Source organism: Bacillus sp. FJAT-29790 (assembly GCF_019039215.1).
GTDB lineage: Bacteria > Bacillota > Bacilli > Bacillales > Cytobacillaceae > Cytobacillus.
This window is the reverse complement of the sequence record NZ_JAHNZZ010000002.1, coordinates 106868-125695: the sequence shown is the minus strand read 5'-3', so window position 1 is coordinate 125695 and position 18828 is coordinate 106868. Positions and strand designations below refer to the sequence as shown.

General features: G+C 39.3%; 14 protein-coding genes. 6 read left to right on the top strand and 8 right to left on the bottom strand.

From position 1 onward, the window contains the following. Positions 1-694 precede the first annotated feature (694 nt). The 5 genes from BGM26_RS15630 to BGM26_RS15610 all read left to right on the top strand — a co-directional run bounded on the left by BGM26_RS15630 (position 695) and on the right by BGM26_RS15610 (position 6197). Positions 695-2374: a glutamine--tRNA ligase/YqeY domain fusion protein gene (locus BGM26_RS15630; protein ID WP_217040904.1), complete on the top strand. Its 1680-nt coding sequence runs from the start codon at positions 695-697 to the stop codon at positions 2372-2374. Between the two features lie 92 nt (positions 2375-2466). Further along, positions 2467-2817: an ASCH domain-containing protein gene (locus BGM26_RS15625; protein WP_217040903.1), complete on the top strand. Its 351-nt coding sequence runs from the start codon at positions 2467-2469 to the stop codon at positions 2815-2817. Positions 2818-2831: 14 nt separating this feature from the next. Next, entirely contained in the window at positions 2832-3272 is a 441-nt protein-coding gene (locus BGM26_RS15620; protein WP_217040902.1) for a hypothetical protein, read from the top strand. Positions 3273-3513: 241 nt separating this feature from the next. After that, positions 3514-5001 (top strand): TerD family protein, encoded by a 1488-nt coding sequence (locus BGM26_RS21730; RefSeq protein WP_217040901.1) that lies wholly within the window; start codon positions 3514-3516, stop codon positions 4999-5001. Positions 5002-5234: 233 nt separating this feature from the next. After that, positions 5235-6197 carry a D-2-hydroxyacid dehydrogenase gene (locus tag BGM26_RS15610; RefSeq protein ID WP_217040900.1) on the top strand — a complete coding sequence of 321 codons (963 nt, stop codon included), beginning with the start codon at positions 5235-5237 and terminating at the stop codon, positions 6195-6197. A 315-nt stretch (positions 6198-6512) separates the two neighbouring features. On the opposite strand, the gene BGM26_RS15605 is transcribed toward BGM26_RS15610, so the two are convergent. From BGM26_RS15605 to BGM26_RS15585, 5 genes are all read right to left on the bottom strand, one after another. After that, positions 6513-7448, bottom strand: a complete 936-nt coding sequence (locus tag BGM26_RS15605) for a DMT family transporter (protein WP_217040899.1) — start codon at positions 7446-7448, stop codon at positions 6513-6515. A 105-nt stretch (positions 7449-7553) separates the two neighbouring features. Continuing rightward, entirely contained in the window at positions 7554-8537 is a 984-nt protein-coding gene (locus tag BGM26_RS15600) for a Gfo/Idh/MocA family protein (protein WP_217040898.1), read from the bottom strand. A gap of 237 nt (positions 8538-8774) precedes the next feature. Continuing rightward, a complete protein-coding gene (locus BGM26_RS15595) occupies positions 8775-10175 on the bottom strand; it encodes a M28 family peptidase (protein ID WP_217040897.1) in 1401 nt (466 codons plus the stop codon). 261 nt (positions 10176-10436) lie between these two features. Further along, a complete protein-coding gene (locus BGM26_RS15590; RefSeq protein ID WP_217040896.1) occupies positions 10437-10997 on the bottom strand; it encodes an FAD-dependent oxidoreductase in 561 nt (186 codons plus the stop codon). Positions 10998-11151: 154 nt separating this feature from the next. Then, positions 11152-11382: an excisionase family DNA-binding protein gene (locus BGM26_RS15585; RefSeq protein WP_217040895.1), complete on the bottom strand. Its 231-nt coding sequence runs from the start codon at positions 11380-11382 to the stop codon at positions 11152-11154. A gap of 227 nt (positions 11383-11609) precedes the next feature. Between BGM26_RS15585 and BGM26_RS15580 the strand changes: the two genes are divergently transcribed. After that, positions 11610-13259 carry a PAS domain-containing sensor histidine kinase gene (locus BGM26_RS15580; protein ID WP_217040894.1) on the top strand — a complete coding sequence of 550 codons (1650 nt, stop codon included), beginning with the start codon at positions 11610-11612 and terminating at the stop codon, positions 13257-13259. A 69-nt stretch (positions 13260-13328) separates the two neighbouring features. Here BGM26_RS15580 and BGM26_RS15575 read toward each other — a convergent pair whose 3' ends face one another. From BGM26_RS15575 to BGM26_RS15565, 3 genes are all read right to left on the bottom strand, one after another. After that, entirely contained in the window at positions 13329-14504 is a 1176-nt protein-coding gene (locus BGM26_RS15575) for a toxic anion resistance protein (RefSeq protein WP_217040893.1), read from the bottom strand. Then, on the bottom strand, positions 14501-15157 hold the full coding sequence (locus BGM26_RS15570; RefSeq protein ID WP_217040892.1) for a 5-bromo-4-chloroindolyl phosphate hydrolysis family protein: 657 nt from the start codon (positions 15155-15157) through the stop codon (positions 14501-14503). The genes BGM26_RS15575 and BGM26_RS15570 overlap by 4 nt, the downstream gene beginning before the upstream one ends. Positions 15158-15661: 504 nt before the next feature. After that, positions 15662-18754, bottom strand: a complete 3093-nt coding sequence (locus BGM26_RS15565; RefSeq protein WP_217040891.1) for an efflux RND transporter permease subunit — start codon at positions 18752-18754, stop codon at positions 15662-15664. Positions 18755-18828 lie beyond the last annotated feature (74 nt).

Sequence of the window (18828 nt, the reverse complement as noted above, 5' to 3'; positions counted from 1 at the left end):
GGAGGCTCCCGTCCCTCCCCGCGGAAAGCAAGTGCCCGCAGCAGAAATCAACGGGCAAACTTTGTAGACTAAAGACAACAACACATGCGAAAACAGCCAAAGAAAAAAATCTTCCTAGATAGAAGATCTGTTTATCTTATAGCTCTTGTGACTTCAATAATATATATTTCGCATCACTAAATATTAACACAAAAAAAGGAAAAAAGAAATGGAAATAACTCGTTCGTGAAGACCATGTTATGAACTCAACCGTAAAAATATGGCCAAAATTCTTTTTTCGTTAGGCTATTTTCGTAAAGTTTGTTGCTTTTATAATATGATTTTTATTTAATAATCTAAGTTGATTGGAGCGGAGGGCACTTGACTCCAGCGGGAGATAGAGGGAACGGGAGACCCCACAGGCGGTAACGCCGAGGAGGCTCCCGTCCCTCCCCGCGGAAAGCAAGTGCCCGCAGCGGAAATCAACGGGCAAACTTTGAAGGCTAAAACAACACTATATGCGAAAACAGCCTTTCGTTAATAACCGGATTTCCGCTGATAAAAGCAGTAGATAAGATTTGAAAAGCTCATGCCATACCACTCTTTTTCTTTCTTTCCAATATTGTATATAATAGAAGCTATTGCTAAGGCTTTATTTATCTCGTCAATATCATTAGAATAGAAATAACTACATATAAGAAAGGCTGATACCAGTTTGGAACATAATTCATCAAATTTTATTAGAACGATTATCACAGAGGACTTGGAAACAGGGAAACATCAAGGGGTTATCACCCGCTTTCCCCCAGAGCCGAATGGGTACCTTCATATCGGGCACGCAAAATCCATTATAATTAACTTCGGCCTAGCCGATGATTTTAACGGAAGAACAAATTTACGATTTGATGACACGAATCCATTAAAAGAAGACCAGGAATATGTAGATGCCATTAAAGAAGACGTGAAATGGCTTGGCTATGAATGGGAAGAACTGCGTTTTGCGTCTGACTATTTTGAGGAAATGTACAATCGTGCCGTCCTTTTAATTAAGAAAGGAAAAGCATATATCGATGATTTAACGCAAGAAGAAATTCGCGAATACCGTGGCACCCTTACAGAACCTGGAAAGGAAAGCCCTTTTCGCAATCGTTCTGTTGAGGAAAATCTTGATTTATTTGAGCGTATGCGTAATGGTGAATTCGAAAACGGCAGCAAAGTACTACGAGCGAAAATTGATATGTCCTCACCGAACCTAAATATGCGGGATCCAGTTATTTACCGCATATCACATGCAAGCCATCACAACACAGGTGACAAGTGGTGCATATATCCGATGTACGCTTTTGCCCATCCGCTTGAAGATGCGATTGAGGACGTGACCCATTCGATTTGTACGACTGAATTTGAGGATCAGCGTCCATTATATAATTGGGTTGTTGAAGAGTGCGAAATGGAAAGCAAGCCACAGCAAATCGAATTCGGCCGCCTGAACATCACGAATACAGTCATGAGTAAGCGGAAATTAAAACAAATCGTTGATGAAGGATTCGTCGATGGCTGGGATGATCCGCGGATGCCAACCATTTCCGGAATAAGAAGGAAAGGCTATACCCCTGGAGCTATTCGTGAATTTGTAAAAGCAACGGGCGTTTCTAAAGGATCAGGAAATGTTGACGAAGCAATGCTTGAACATTTCGTACGAGAGGATCTGAAGCTAGATGCTCCGCGTACAATGGGCGTTCTGCGTCCTTTAAAGGTTGTAATTACAAACTACCCTGAAGACAAAGTAGAAATGCTCGATGCAGAAATTAATCCAGAAAATCCTGAAATGGGGATTCGTCAAATTCCGTTCTCAAGAGAAATTTATATTGAGCAGGACGATTTCATGGAAGAACCACCAAAAAAATTCTTCCGCCTCTTCCCTGGTAACGAAGTCCGTTTAAAACATGCTTATTTCATTAAATGTAATGACATCATTAAAGATGAAAACGGTCATGTCGTTGAGCTGCACTGTACGTACGACCCTGAAACAAAGAGCGGATCAGGTTTTACCGGTCGAAAAGTGAAAGGAACGCTACACTGGGTAGATGCCAAAAATGCTATTCCTGCCGAGTTTCGTTTATACGAACCATTAATTCTTGATGCAGATATCAATGCCGAGGAAGATGAAGATGAAAACAGCTCGGAAGAAAAAACATTCCTTGATTATATCAACCCCAACTCACTTGAAATCGTTCAAGGTTTCATTGAGCCGAATATGAAGGATGTTAAGCCACAGGACAAATTCCAATTTTTCCGTCATGGCTATTTTAATGTCGATCCGAAGCAATCGACACAGGAAAAAGCAGTATTTAACCGGATTGTTTCGTTGAAGAGCTCATTTAAATTAGGTTAACATATAAGAGCTTAATCAAAACTCCCACTGTTACTATTGTTCCTTCTATGGCAATATTAGAAAGTGGAAGAACTAAAAGGAGGAATTTTTAAATGACACAACAACATAATAACAATGAACTACCACCAAAAACATGTACTATTGAGCGCCTTGTAACCGTTCCAGAGGACGTTGAGAAAGTACTTGCAGGCAAAAAAACTGCTACCCGCCGGAATGGTAGATATGCAGATATTGGTGAAATCATGTCACTTCAAAACCAGGACTTTGTGGTTGAAAAAGTATATTCACAGTCACTTGGTGAATTGACTGATGAACATGCACAACAGGAAGGGTATTCAAACGTAGAGGAGTACAAGCAATCGATTTTATCTTACCACCCTGGTATGCCTTGGCTTCCACAAATGAGAGTGTGGGTGCATGAATTCCGTCCTGTTACGGACTAATTCTGCCTCACATCATGGACATACTATATCGCTTTATTCTTTATATTCATGTCAGCAGCGCGGTCCTTTCCATAGGGCCCTTTGTTGTTTTAATTCCAATTGTGAAAAAACTGCGAACTGCCGATTCTGAAGTTAAACGGGCCTACATCGAAATTTTCCGATCTGCTGTCCGGCTCGTTAAGCACGCCGGCCATGTCCTGGTCGGAAGCGGGGCACTGCTCATCTATATGGGTCATTGGACATGGAAAACGTCATGGATCGTCGCTACTTTAGCTGTTATGCTAGGATCTGCATTTTTCCTAGCTCGTGCGTTTACACCCACGATTCGTAAATTTCATGAACCTGAGCAAAATCAGGTAATTCTCATTAAAAGACTCACTTGGTCTACCTGGCTCTATCTGATTCTTTTAATGTTCATGCTTTGGTTCATGGTTGCAAAGCCTGTACTTTGGTAATTTTCGAGATATTTAGGAGTTACGCTATACATAAAAACGGTCAGCTTCTATTCGCTTAATGCGGAAAGGCTGACCATTTTTTAAAATAAGGGTAATCATTTTCCTATTGATTCCAATTTGTTTTATAATAAGGTGAAACTTAGAAATTTCATTTTTTATCTAGCTATCTACCAAAAAACGCTTTAATTATATAAATAAAAATCCGATTTTGGCATTTTTATTAACGATAGGAGTGAAAGTATTGGGTGTAACTTTACGCAAAGGGCAAAAAGTAGATTTAACAAAGTCAAATCCCGGTTTACAAGTTGTTGTTGCTGGTTTAGGCTGGGATGTTAGCCAAGGCCGTACTCATTATGACCTTGATGCTTCTGCATTTTTAGTAGGTCCTTCAGGAAAAGTACAAAGTGATTTGGATTTTGTTTTCTATAATAATCCATCCGGGGGCAATGGCTCAATCCTTTATAGCGGTGATAATCGAACAGGATCTGGCGCATCCGATGATGAGCAAATAAAAATTGAACTAAGCAAAGTACCGCAGTCCATTGAGCGCATAGCTTTCACGATCACCATTCATGATGCTCAAGTGAAACAGCAGAATTTCGGGCAAATATCCAATGCGTATGTAAGAATTTTCAACGCTCTCACGAATGAAGAATTAATTCGCTTTGATCTTGGCCGTGATTTCACCGTGGAAACAGCGATTGTAGCTGCAGAATTATACCGCCATAATGGCGAGTGGAAATTCAACGCTGTTGCAAGCGGATTTCAAGGCGGCTTGGCCGCACTCTGCCGGAATTTTGGCGTAACCGTTGATGATGAACCTGCCCCTTCGCCTACGCCATCATTCCAATCGGAGCAGTACCAGCAACATAGCAGTCAGCCTTTTGGTCATTCACAGCAAGCACAATCTTTCAATTCCTACTCAGGACAGCAAAATACCGCTTACAATCAACCAGCTTTCACTCAGACGACACAGCAGTCAAATACAACTTACAATCAGTCCCCATTCGGACAGCAGAATCCTACATATAATCAGCCTGGATTCGGGCAGCAAGGAAATTATGGACAGCCATATTCCTCTTCTCAAACAAACGGTGGCGACAATATTAATTGCACCCGCTGCGGATCACCAAATGTTCGCACCGGCGAAAAAGGATTCGGGCTAGGTAAAGCTGCGATTGGCGGACTCATTCTTGGACCTATCGGTTTATTGGGCGGATTTATCGGTAAAAACCAGCTGAAATTTACTTGCAACAGTTGCGGAAATTCCTGGTCACCAAACCAAACAGATTATTCCCAATGGGCAAATCAGCAAAAAAGAAAAGCCCAGGAGTTATTTGCCCGCTATAAAAGCCAGGATGTGCTTGAAGCTGTTGTAGCTGCATGCGCCCTTGTAGCAATGGCGGATGGCAGACTTGACCCCGCCGAGCGCCAAAAAATGATGGAATTTGTTAATCAAAGCGAAGAATTAAGAGTGTTTGATACAAATAAAGTCATTCAGCAATTTAACCTATTTGTGCAACGGATTGAAAGGGATTCGATCATCGGACGAGCGGAAGCCTTTAAAGCATTAGGGCGCGTCAGATCCAAACCTGAAATCGCCCGCCTTGTTGCCCGCTATTGCATTGCCATTGGTTATGCTGACGGACATTTCGACCCTAGCGAACAACAAGTCGTATCCCAAATTTGTATGGAATTAGGCCTGAATCCGCAAGAGTTTTTATCCTAATGGAAGCTAAAAAGACTAGCTCTATTTAATAAGTGATAGGGCTCCTCTTATGGTTTCGCCTGAATTAACCGAAATTTAACTTTAATTCAAATTTTTTGCCTAATTATTTGAATTTTCCGCCTGATCATCGTACTTTATGCTCGAATCACATAAACTTCCGCTTAATAAGATGCCAGGCTTCATTTATTTACTTTTATTTATTACATATCTGTCTAAAAACAGGGGGAATCTTGATGGCAAAAAGAAAACTAATCATCACCCAGAATCTTGATCAAACTCACATTGAAACATTAAAAGCAGTAATACCTGACTGGGAACTCATCATCGGAAAAGATCGTGAAGTTTGGCATGACCACCTCCGAGAAGCCGAAATTATTGCAGGATGGAAAAAGGAAATGAAGGAATACAACCTTCATGGGGAGTCAAACCTGCGCTGGCTACAGACATGGAGCGCCGGAGTCAATAACTTGCCTTTAGAAGAACTTGCATCGCGGGAAATATGTGTAACTTCAGCAAATGGCGTCCATGCATATCCCATTTCCGAAACAATCTTTGCCCTCATGCTCGCCTTAACAAGGAAAATTCATACATATGTAAAAAATCAACAAACAAAAACATGGCATCATTCGGGCCTAAAGCTTGAAATGCATGGAAAAACTATTGGGATTATCGGGGTTGGCGCAATCGGCAAGGAAACAGCGAAAATCGCCAAAGCATTCGGAATGAAGGTACTCGGCATCCGCAACTCCGGAAATTCCGAGGATTTTGTAGACGAAATGTACACTGCTGATCAGCTGAATAACGTTCTTCCTAAATGCGACTATGTTGCGGTAACCCTTCCGCTTACAAAAGACACCCATCATTTATTCAGTACAAAGGAATTTGACCTCATGAAGCCATCGTCCTTCTTCATCAATATCGGGCGCGGGGGAATCGCTGTTGAAGAGGAACTTATTAAGGCACTCCAAGAAGGAAAAATCGCCGGTGCAGGACTGGATGTATTTGAAAAAGAACCACTTAGCGAAGACAGCCCGTTGTGGGACCTTGAAAATGTCATCATCACACCACATACAGCTGGATCAACCGAACATTATAATCAACGCGTAATCGAGAATATTTTCATACCAAATTTAAAAAATTATTTAAATGGACAATCTCCGTCTATTAACTTAGTTGATTATAAAAAAGGGTATTAATCTAGAACAATATTTAGCGAAAAAGGCTGCGGTTAAGCGAACCTTAGCCTTTTTCTGCTTTCAAAATATTCGCGCTGATCATGCAATTTATTAACGGTATTTTCTCCATTGTACGAATCAAATTCGCCTTGGCGTATTTGCGCCCAGATTTTTATCGAGCTTGCTCGATAAATTCCCTTTAAAAATTTGAGGCATCCGCCGGAGGCTTAACTTTATTCAGCCGGGGTTTGAACCCTCACTGAATTGAATACCTTTTTGCATTCATCTCATCACTTATAGAAGTGGGAGACTTCTGCTGAATAAAGTTAAAGATTGTTAGAAATTCTGGCTTTGCCCCTGCCTATGTGCCTTGTACTTCCGCCTGTGAATAAGTTCTTCCAAAGCACCCGATCCAAACAGAACGCCAGATACAATTAGCACTAAACCAAGTAAATGGTAAACGGTGATCACTTCCCCTAAGAAAACAGCGGAACCAACTAATGTAAAGAAGGTACTTAAATTTAAGAAGATCGATGTCTCTGCCGGCCCAATTCGACTAATGGTTAAGTTATAGACCATATTACCGAAAGCAGTCGCAACAACAGCAGAAGCTAGAAATATAGCCCATATCCAAATAGGAGCATGTGCAACGCCTGCTAATCCTGCAGGTTCTTTCCAAAGACTGATGATAAATAAAATAATTCCGCCGAACACAAGCATATACCCTGTTAAAAGCCGAGGATCTAATGTTTTGGTCATCCTGCTAATTAGGACAAAGCTTAATGCTTGAGAGACAATAGAAATAAAAATAAACAGGTCGCCGCCAGAAAGTCCCGACAATCCTCCTTCACCAGATAAAACGATAAAAGAAACACCTGCAATCCCAAATAAAAAACCAAGCACTTTAATAAATGTTGGCTTGTTCCGTAGGATGATGGAGGATAGAGTTGCTGTTAATAATGGACCCGTTCCTAAAATTAATCCGCCATTTGTCGCCGATGTTGCCGTCAGTCCGATCGACAAAAAGAAATGGTGTACGACAATGTTTGACAATCCCCCAATAAAAATAAACTTCCATTCTCTTAAACTTGGCTTTCGCACTTTCCTCATGAAAGCCAAAATGGCAAATACAACTAGGCCTGCTGTTAAAATTCGTAAGGAGGTAATTGTTAACGGCGGAAAATAGTCGACAAGGATCTTAATCGTAGGAACATTTAATCCCCAGAGAATCATTACACAAGTAATGAGTAAATAAGTTTGATGTTTCTTCAAATTAATCCCGGCTTTCTCATAATTGGTGACACGCACCAGTTTGTGGGGCGACAGACACCCCTAAAAAGTCTATTTTTATACAGCTGAATTGATTCTCTTTATTTATTATTTGTCGGAAGGGAATATGAGCCCAATTTCCTTCCTTGCAGCGTCTAAAATCTTGGCTGTAAGATAAGATTGTTTAAATGAATTGACCGCAGACTCCGTTTGTCCATTTTTAATTAAATCGATAAATGCTCTTGCTTCGTAGTACATGACCTCGCTCTTTTGCTGAACAGATATGACTTCCTTCCGGCCATCCCGAAACTTAATTTCTACATGTTCAGGTGCAGAAATACTATCGATAATTATACTGCCTTCTTCACCTTGTATCTCGGAGGGTAAATTGGAATCGGAAATTTTGGAATGCATAATGACCGCCTCCATCTCATCGTACTTCACAAGAAGGCTGCCTTCTCCATCAACCCCTGAATTAAGCATGACAGATGTTGCTTTTACTTCTTTCGGTTCGCCAAATAGAACAACCATCGGATACACACAGTAAATTCCAAGATCCATTAAAGAGCCATTTGCAAAGACGGGATTAAATGCATTTAGAACTGTGCCGGCTTTATACGCATCATATCTTGATGAATATTGACAATAATTAGCGACATACCGCCTAGCTTTACCTATCTTATGTAAATTCTCTTGAATTCTTTTAAAATTTGGAAGAAAAGTCGTCTTCATCGCTTCCATCAGTAACACATTGTTCCTTTTTGCAGCCTCAATCATGGCCTCCACTTCTGCTGCATTGGCCGCCATCGGCTTTTCACATAAAACATGCTTCCCATTATTTAAAAAGGTAATGGCATGATTGGCATGGAAGGAGTTAGGGCTTGCAATATAGACGGCATCAATTAGTTCGCTTTTTGCCATTTTTTCAATATCTGTAAAAATTGTCTGTACCTCATATTTGTCCGCAAATTCTTTTGCTCTCTCTTCTGTTCTAGAGTAAACCGCTGCTAAGGAAAAATCCTCCATATCACTAACAGATGCCAATAACCGATCTGTAATCCAATTCGTTCCTACAACACCAAAACGTATCAATTTTATGCCTCCTAAGAAATAACGATATTTATCTAAATTCAAAATAAATTCAGACAAGAATTAACTAACTAAGTATGAATATATTAAACCCGTACCAGCCTGATTGGCAACTAAATGGCATTTAAATTAATCATTTACCCGCTTCTTTCTTTTATTATACCTTTTTTTCCTAAATATTGAAGAAAACAAAAGCCAGTCCCCACTATTAAAATAGTAGGGGACTGGCCATTATTTGCATTATCTTACATCTTGCTCGTGATAAAATTGTTTATCCGCCTTTACCTTTTTCACTTTTTTCGGTTTTGGCCCCATATTGTCAAAACGTGCTTGTTCATAAACCGCTGCCCCAACAATTTCCGCTACATCCTGAAGCTTTTCTTTGCTTATTTTATCAATCGAATCTTCTGGCGTATGGTACCATGGCTCGGATGGGTCATGGATAAATAATGCGGCCGGGATTCCCGCTTCTGCAAATGGAACATGGTCGCTTCGTCCACCTTGTCCATATGGCGTAGCCTCACCGTTTAGCCTTGCACTTGAAGCTTGACCAAGCTCCGTCACTAGGTTAGGCTTTCCATCAAGTGTAAGCATGATTAGATCTCCAGCATCTCTACTTCCTACCATATCAAGGTTAAAGTTGGCAATTGTGCGGTCGATTTCATCATCTGATAGATTATCAACATAATGTGTTGAACCAATCAGACCAAGCTCCTCTGCACCAAATGTAATGAAACGAACTTCTGTATCAGTCGGCACATTTTTAAATACTCGCGCAAGCTCAAGCGTCATCGCCGTTCCTGATGCGTCATCATTTGCTCCCGGTGCTCCAGCAACTGAGTCATGGTGAGCACCCACTACGATAATATTATTTGTATCTTTCTTATTATTGGTAGGCTTTTTCGTTGCAATCACATTATGGGAAGTACTTTCGCCCGCAAATGCACCTTCAATTTTTAAAGACGCAGATAATTTTTCGCCACTTTCTAATTTAGCTGCTATCTCATCGCCTTCCGCCTTTGTTAGAGAAACAGCCGGCACATATTTGTCATTCGTCTCTCCTAGTGTCCCATTTAACGCTCCAGCAGCATTGTTGAAAATGATAACCCCTGCTGCTCCCTTTTCTGCAGCATTTAACACTTTCTCACCAAAGGTAATGTCCCCACGTTTAATAAGTGCAATTTTATCAGTCAGATCCTTATTTTGAAGTTCAGATTTTGTACCTAAACCAACATATACAAGCTCACCAGAAACATTTCCACTTACCGTGTATGTAAAAGAAGTTGGTTCAAGGCTGCCGTTGTAGCCATTAACAGCCAGATCAATCGTATGTGGTGGTGTATAGCCGTAGAAAGTAAACGGTTGGATTTCTGTTTCATACCCGTAAGATTCAAACTGCTTCTTAATATACTGTACAGCCTTATCTTCTGCCTCAGTTCCCGCGACCCTTGGTGTTTGGGATAGATGGGCGATATTGTTATAAATATTTTCCACATTAATCTTATCGAACACCTTATGATCAAAAACTTTTACCGGCTGATTTTGCATCACTTCGATAGGCTTTGCAAAAACAGCCTGAGAGCCGATTGCTCCAAATGTTAATGTTGTAGCAAGAGCTAATGATAAAATTGGTTTCTTCACAGAATCCCTCCTCAATATGGTTTCTCTACTAATTTTATATTATTCTAAATATTAAATAAGATCCTTTCCTACTATTTACTAATAGTCTTAATTTTCTATTTACTAGCATTTTTAAGATAACAAGGACTAAAAGCATAAGACTTTATGCATGAATACAAAATTGTGGAGGGATCAAGCAAAATTTCAAATGCTTTTCCATACAAAAAGGCCAGCTTCCACCCTTTACGGGTAGATACTGACCTTCTTGTATTTCTTCAAAAATTATTTTAATAGATCATGGTCAACATACCGTTCGCCATTTATCTCACTGATTACATTGATGGCAACTTTCGCTCCATCCCCTGCTGTAATAATTGTATGCACACTTACTCCTGCGATTGTGCCAGCTGCCCAGATGCCTTCAATATTCGTTTTCCCATTTTCATCAACAGCTAAAACAGTCTTAATTCGTGGTTCCGTTCCCGGCTTTGTTTTTAAACCAATTTTTTCGGCAAGGTCTGTTAATAGACCAGTAGCGAAAATAACGTGATGGGATTCATAGTTCTCATTAACAGTCTGAACGGTAAAACCTGAACCTGACTTCTCAATATTTTCTACTGTTCCTTCTATCAGCTCTGCGCCAAATTTACTTGCCTGTTTTTTGCCGATTTCCACTAAATCAGGTCCAGTAATCTCCAACACTCCATAATGATTCTCTAGCCACGCCTTTTTTGTAATACTTTTTTCATTATCAATCACGAGTACCTTTTTCCCTGCTTTAGCAGCAAATAACGCAGCACTTGCACCAGCCGGACCCGCACCAATTACTGTAATATCAAACATAGAAATCCTCTCCTTTTTATGCAATTTTTACTAATTTATATTTTATATAAATTAATAGTAATTGTAAAATAATGTGATTTAATCCAAATTTGCATAGATAGAATAGGAAAGGAATATAGTTGAAACGTCAAAAAAAACTTATCAGGTGTTCCCCCTAATCCTCGTCCCTCACATCCAAATCTTCGGGAATTGGTTCATTGATAAATTCTTCTACAAGCTCTTTATATTTTTCTGTTTGTTTTAAATGGGTAGTAAATTGCTCCTTATTGATTAAAAACTGCTCTCCGTCATAAATGGCGCGTATTCGCTTTTGCTGAATCAAGCTTTCCACGTATGATTCCGGATAAGATAAGAAGTCGGCTGTTTCTTTAATGGTCAAGTACATGTCTCTCTCCTTAACAGGGGGTTTTTCTATGAATATGGGGAAAAGGCTTTATCTATTATTAATCTGCACTTAATATAAAGATAAACTTATTATCTATTGAATGGTTCGATATTATTATACAATAAAAACAACAATGATTTTCGTTTCAAATACGATTCATTTCTGTGGATGAAAAGGGAATTTCCACTCCTTTTCCATAAGGAATAGAATAGGAGTTACTAAAAACAATGAACAAAAAAAAGCTATTTTTTCTATATTTTATCATTAGCATCATTTGGTTTTTTGGAACACACATGCTCCTTAGCCTATTCGAACCTTCAACTTTTATCCTATTTCTCGAAAGGATGAAAGAACTACTGTATATTTTCGCCACAGGATGGCTATTTTATTCTTGGAAAAACAAGACAGAAGAATTGGACGTAACGAAGAAGGAAGAAAAACGTCTGTCTACCCTTATTAACTCAATGGTGGATTTTGTGAATTTTAAAGATGGAGAAGGCAGATGGATAGAAGCCAACGAATTTGGTTTAAAATTATTTCAGCTTGAAAATGTTGATTACCGAGGAAAAAAGGATTCTGAACTTGCGGAGTTTACAGAGTTTTACAGGGATGCACTCATATACTGTGAAACGTCTGACGAGAACACATGGAAAAATGGCGGTATTACCCATATCGAAGAAGTCATTCCTTTACCAGACGGATCTGAAAAAACCTTTGATACCATTAAAGTTCCTCTCTTTCATGCTGATGGCAGCCGGAAAGGGTTGGTGATCATCGGGAGGGATATTACCGAAAAAAAGATTGTTGAAAACCTGCTGATAAAAAGCAGACAACAATATAAATCGCTATTTGAATATAATCCAGAAATTGTTTATATGATTAATTTGGATGGGCTCATCACTAATGTCAATCCTCAATTCAAAACAGTCACTGGCTATGAAACGAATGAGGCAATTGGAAAAAATATCAAGGACATCCTTCCGGTACATTACCAAAACATTGTTTTACAGTCCATTACTAATATAATGAGTAATAGCTGCTCACAAAGCTATGAACTTCAGATCAGTCATAAAAATGGAGATGCGATTACACTGCAATGTACATCACTCCCAATCATTGTAAATGGAAAAATCGATGGGATCATCGGCTATGGGAAGGATGTCACACTGCTCAGACAGACAGAAGAACGCCTTAGAAGGACAGAAAAATTATCGGTTGTAGGAGAATTGGCAGCAAGTGTAGCACATGAGATCCGAAACCCTCTTACATCACTAATCGGCTTCGCCCAACTTCTCCAAATGGAGGATGAAAAACATCAATTCTACCATAAAATCATGCTTGATGAACTAAATCGAATTAATCATATTGTCGGCGAACTCCTGCTCTTGGCGAAACCCCAGCAAATCAAGTTTAAACAAGCTGATGTCCAAACCATATTATTCGATGTCATTTCCTTACTAAAAACAGAGGCAAGTTTGCACGATGTTCAAATCGAGTTTATCTTTGAAAAGCAGGAGTACTTAGTTGACTGTGAACCTAGCCAATTGAAGCAATTATTTATTAATATCATTAAAAATGCCATCGAAGCTTCATCAAACGGCGGAATTGTTACCGTTTGTGTAAAATCTGAAGAAATGGCTGGGATCTTTATTACAGTCAAAGATGAAGGATGCGGAATCTCCCAAGAACGCTTAGAAAAAATTGGCGAGCCTTTCTATTCTTCCAAAGAAAAAGGAACAGGGCTTGGCCTTACTGTTAGCTTTAAAATCGTCCAATCGCATAATGGTACGATTCAGTTTAACAGTGCATTAAAAAAAGGAACAGAAGTACGAATCAAATTCCCGGCAGCCAAACCGAACACGGCAGCTATTGGATAATCCATTATCACTCTACAGAAAAAGCTTTAATTAATCTAACAGTTGATTAATTAAAGCTTTTTTCTATAATTATTCTCCTTTAATCTCTAATAATTTCTGCCTCAATTCACTTTCCATCGTTGCCAGATCAAACTCCGCTTGACGGCGTTTGCTTCTTCCTTCTTCCTGAATCCTAAGTGTCTCCTCAAGGGTGGAAATTAAATTTTCCTGCGTTTTCTTCAATGTTTCAATATCAACAAGTCCACGTTCATTTTCCCTTGCTGTCTCAATCGTATTTGCCTTTAGCATTTCAGCATTTTTCAACAAAAGCTCATTCGTTGTTTTTGAAACCTGCTTCTGCGCCTCCACTGCATGCCGCTGCCTTATTAGTGTCAATGCAATCGCCACCTGGTTTTTCCAGAGCGGAATGGCCGTCATGATCGACGACTGAATTTTTTCAACAAGGGCTTGGTTTGTATTTTGAATCAGGCGAATTTGCGGTGCGCTTTGAACCGTAATTTCACGGCTTAATTTCAGATCATACAGACGTTTGTCCAGACGATCGGCAAATTGAATCATGTCATTCACTTCTTGGAACTTCATTTGATCATTCGATTCTTGGGCCGCTTTCTTTAGCGCTGGAATGGTTATTTGATGCAATTCTTCAAGCTTGATTTCACCTGCTGCGATATAAATATTTAAGGCATGGAAATACTCTTTATTATTTTCATATAGTTTTTCAAGCATGACAACATCCGATAAAAGGATGTTTTTACTGCGGTCCAATTTCACACTGATTCGGTCGATCTGTGCACCTGTTTTCTGATATTTGGACAGTACCTCTTGAACAGAGCCTGAGAGTCTTCCGAACATACGGGCGAGGAAGGACGGCGGGTCAGCATTCAAGTCATCCGGATTCACCTCGTTAAATTTCTTCATTAAGTCACTGATGATCTCCCCTACTTCGCCAATATCTTTCTTTTGGACGTGTTCGAGCATCGTATGAGAGAATGATAATAATTTTGACTGCGCCGGAGTACCATAGGAAATCATCGCCTGATGGTTTTTCGGGTCAATTTGTTCAGCAAGCTGATAAGCCTTTACTCTGTTTTCCTCCGGAATCACATCAATGAGCTTGACCGGTTTTTCTTCTTTTACCGATAGACTAGGTAGCTCTTGTTTGTCCCCAAACGGATTGGAAAGTAAATCGTCCATTAAATTTGCTTGATTTGTATTTTTCAACAGGGATGGATTGTGTTCACTCATTTTAATCTCCTGCTTTCATCATTGATTCGCGTATCCTTTAACGTCTTTATCGAATGCTTTGCAACATCAATTTCAAAATTAAGCTGATCAATATCATCCGAAATGACTTGATATAAATCTTTCTCCACCAAGTCTGTTAATTCCTCCAACGTACGGCGGGTTTCATTTAAAGATTGATCAAGCTCATACGTTTTTTTCGGCTGGGCGGATAGGAACACATATTTTTCCGATAGCTCAACAGCCGAATCCAGATGGGAAAAGAAAAATCGCTCAGCTTGATAAAATCGTTTCGGCTCACTCCTCGTTAGCCTGTAGATTTTTTTCGTGATTCTTATAAACTCGACTCTTTGTTTCAAGGATGGAATATGACGAATCGAGAGTAGTGCTTTATGCAATCGTGAAATCTTCGGTTTCGCTTCATCTAAATTTTTCTTAATATATTGATATTCTTTTCTTGTCAAACGATGCTTTTTTAAAAACCGATGTTTCATAATCATTCCCGTGATCCGATACGTAATAATCCCTCCACCGAGGGAAATAACGCCCGAAAGCAGAAAGGTTTGGCTAAATGCAAAATAACTCACAAGCCAAACAGTGGCAGCCGTTGAGATCGTAATTAATGATCGGACAAGAAAGGCTAAAAAACGGTTCATCGCAAATCGACTCCTGACTTAAAAAATCCTTTATATATATACGTATGAAACAAAAGCAAAGTTTCAATTCGAAATAAAAACAAAAGGTTCTTATATACAAAGATACACGAAAAATCCGTTTCTTTCTATAGACTGCAAGCGTAAGCGATTCTAAGACTTGAGATGTATTTTTGGTGACAGCGTATAATATCAGAAGGCTGCTTTCGTCAAGTTTGTTGCTTTTATAATGTAATTTTTATTTAATAATCTGAGTTGATTGGAGCGGAGGGCACTTGACTCCTGCGGGAATAGAGGGAACGGGAGACCCCACAGGCGGTAACGCCGAGGAGGCTCCCGTCACTCCCCGCGGAAAGCAAGTGACCGCAGCGGAAATCAACGGGCAAACTTTGAAGGCTAAAACAATAATATATGCGAAAATAGCTTATAAGAATAAAGTATTTGTTCATAAAAAAAGGCGCCCCCATTGCATATTGTGTCATGCAATGGGGGCAGGCCCAAAAATTCTTAAAGATCCGTTGATAAATTCTTTCTATACTTACCTACGGTCGCATATAAAACTGGTACAAATATAAGTGTTAAAAGTGTTGATGTGGTTAAGCCGCCGATGACTGTTACGGCTAATCCTTTTGAAATTAAACCAGATGTCGATGATGACAGAGCCAGTGGAATAAGGGCAAAGATGGTTGCAAAAGCGGTCATTAAAATCGGACGCAAACGTGTCTTAGCCGCTTCAATTACAGCATCCAACAGCTCCATTCCATTTATTCTGTTCTTTTCCACCCGATCTAGTAAAACAACCGCATTCGTCACAACAATCCCAATAAGCATCAGCATGCCGATTAGAGCACTCATGGACAATGATTGTCCACTAATTAATAAACCGCCAAGCGCTCCAATTGGAACAAAAATAAGAGAAGATAATATGACAAGTGGTGTCAATATTCCACCAAATGTGACGCTTAGAACAAGGAAAACAAGCCCAATGGCCGCTCCCATCGCCATACCTAAATCAGCAAAACCGGTATTGATCATTTCCATGCCGCCACCGATCGATACATCTACTCCGTTTGGCAGGGTTAAAGAATCAATATCTTTTTTGACGTCATTTGTCACTTTAGCTGTGTCATTCCCTTTAATAACAGCAGAGACTTTCGCAAGCGTTTTTCCATCTTCATGGTAAATCGTTACAGGGTCCTTTGATTCCTTAATGTCAGCGACTTCGCTCACTTTTTTTCTGCCAGCCACTGTATTTATTTCGATATTGTTTATATCATCTTTGGACGTTATTTGTTTATCATAGCTTAATGTGACTTCTTTCGCATTTCCATTCAATTCATATTCGCCTACTGTCACAGGCCATAAATACTCATTAATGGCTTGCATAAGTTGAATAAACTGAACGTCTGCTTCTTTCCCATTCTCATTTATGACAAGACGCCATTTTGTTTGTTCATCTTTTAAGTTACTTTGAATATTTTTTAGATGCTTGTTTTGCTTTAATAATGCTTCGACTTGATTGGATGCTTCAGATAGCTTATTTAAATCAGAACTAAAGAGCTGAACATCCACACTATTACCTGATGGTGGGCCTTCATTCTGAACTTCACTCACTGTCACAGTCGCATCTTCATATTGTTTTTGGACAATATCCTGAATATTTTTTTGATAATCGTCTAACAACAAATCGGCTTTTTGCCCATCTTTTAGTTGAATATAAAACAAGATATTATTATCACTGCCTCCTTCCATCATCATCATTGGATTATTTGACATCCCTAGAGAAACTTGACTGTGGTCAATTTCCACTTTTCCATCTAAAAAGGATTCAATTTCCTTTGCTACAAGGTCTGTTTTTTCAATACTTAGCGAACTTGATAATTTAACTTGAGCCTGAATCGCACTCGATTCCCCTGCTGGTAAGAATGCCACACCCAGTTTCGGTATGAGAGCCAATGAACCGAATAAGAGAACGATCGATAGAATAATGACAGCCGGTTTTTTATTTAATGAAGCTCTTAGAAGTTTCTCATATACATTTACGAGCTTGCTTTTCTTTTCTACATGCTTAATATTCTTAAAGAATGAACTTCCTAATACGGGTATTAAAAACAATGCGACAATTAAAGAGACTGAAATGGAAAATACAACTGAAAGTGCAAACGGTCTGAAAAATTCACCAATAATTCCGCTAACAAAGGCAAGCGGCAAAAACACAACAAGTGTTGCCAATGTGGAGGAAGTAACCGCCCCAAGCACCTCTTTTGTCGCATGAAGAGCCGCTTGTTTAACACTAAGCTCCTTCCCTTTCTCTTGGCGCCAACGAAAGATATTTTCCATGACAACAATACTGTCATCAACAATCCGGCCAATTGCAACTGCCAATCCACCAAGCGTCATGATATTAAGGGTGTAATCAAACTGATTTAATAATGCAATGGTAGCCAGGATAGAGACCGGTAAAGAAATCATCGCGATCAATGTTGCACGAATGTTTCTTAAGAAAAGAAGAATGACCAGAATCGTAAATAATACACCAAATCTGCCTTCATTTAGAAGAGAGGAAATTGATTTTTCCACTTCTTTTCCTTGGTCCTGAACCGTATATAATGTGAAGTCGTGCTCTTTCTTAAACGAGTCAATTTTGTCTTTCACATTATTTACTACTTCTGCTGTATTAGCATCCTGTGTTTTAGTGATTGCCAATAAAAAGCTTTCTTTCCCATTAAAACGGGATATTTCACTCTGCTCAGTTACACTATCGATCTTAGCTATGTTTGAAAGCTTCACTTTTTGAGCTTGTGAAGCTGAACCCTTAAATCCTTGTGGCAAGGATGGTTGTCTATTTGTCATTGCATTGAGTTGATTTCCGGAAACCTCAATTTCCTTCAAATCATCTATCCTATTTATTGACCCTTCCATCTCAAGCGGGATATTTGTACCATTATCTTTCACTTGACCAAGAGAAACTTTATAATTCTTCGCTTGAATCGCATCTTTTATGTTTTGTAACGTAATCCCTAATAGTTTTGCTTTTTCTTGATCAACGACAATGGAGACATTTTGTTTTTTCTCCCCTTTAATACTTACAGTTCCTACACCTTCGATTTTTTCAAGTGAAGGCACAAGATTGTCTTCAATTGCGCTCTGTAAATTAGGGTCAGAGGTCTTCTCAGCAAGCGCTACCTCGTACACAGGCATAGCACCTGAATTAAATTGTAAAATATCAACCTTCGCACCATCCGGCAGCTTTACTTTATTCATAGCATCTTCAAGCTTTGCCTTCTGTTCATCCATATCAGTGCCAAAAGGATACATAATGGATATGCTTGCCATATTATTGCTAGATGTACTTGATAAGGTGTCATATCCTCTTTGTTGTTTAATGCTATCCTCAAGTGGCTTCGTTAATTGTTCTTCTAGCTCCGCTGCTGAGTGATTCATATAAACGGCTTGTACAAATAAAGCCGGAAATGATACGTTCGGAAACGTTTCTACTTTTATTTTATTCGTAGAATAAACACCGCCAGCTATCACTAATACAACAAGTATCATGATGGCTACCGTGTTTTTCAAACTAATTTTGAGTAAATTGCCCAAGATGAACTCTCCTTCTTTCATGTTGATAAATAAAGAATATAGGAGTTTTGTGTCCTGAATGTGACCTAAAAAAA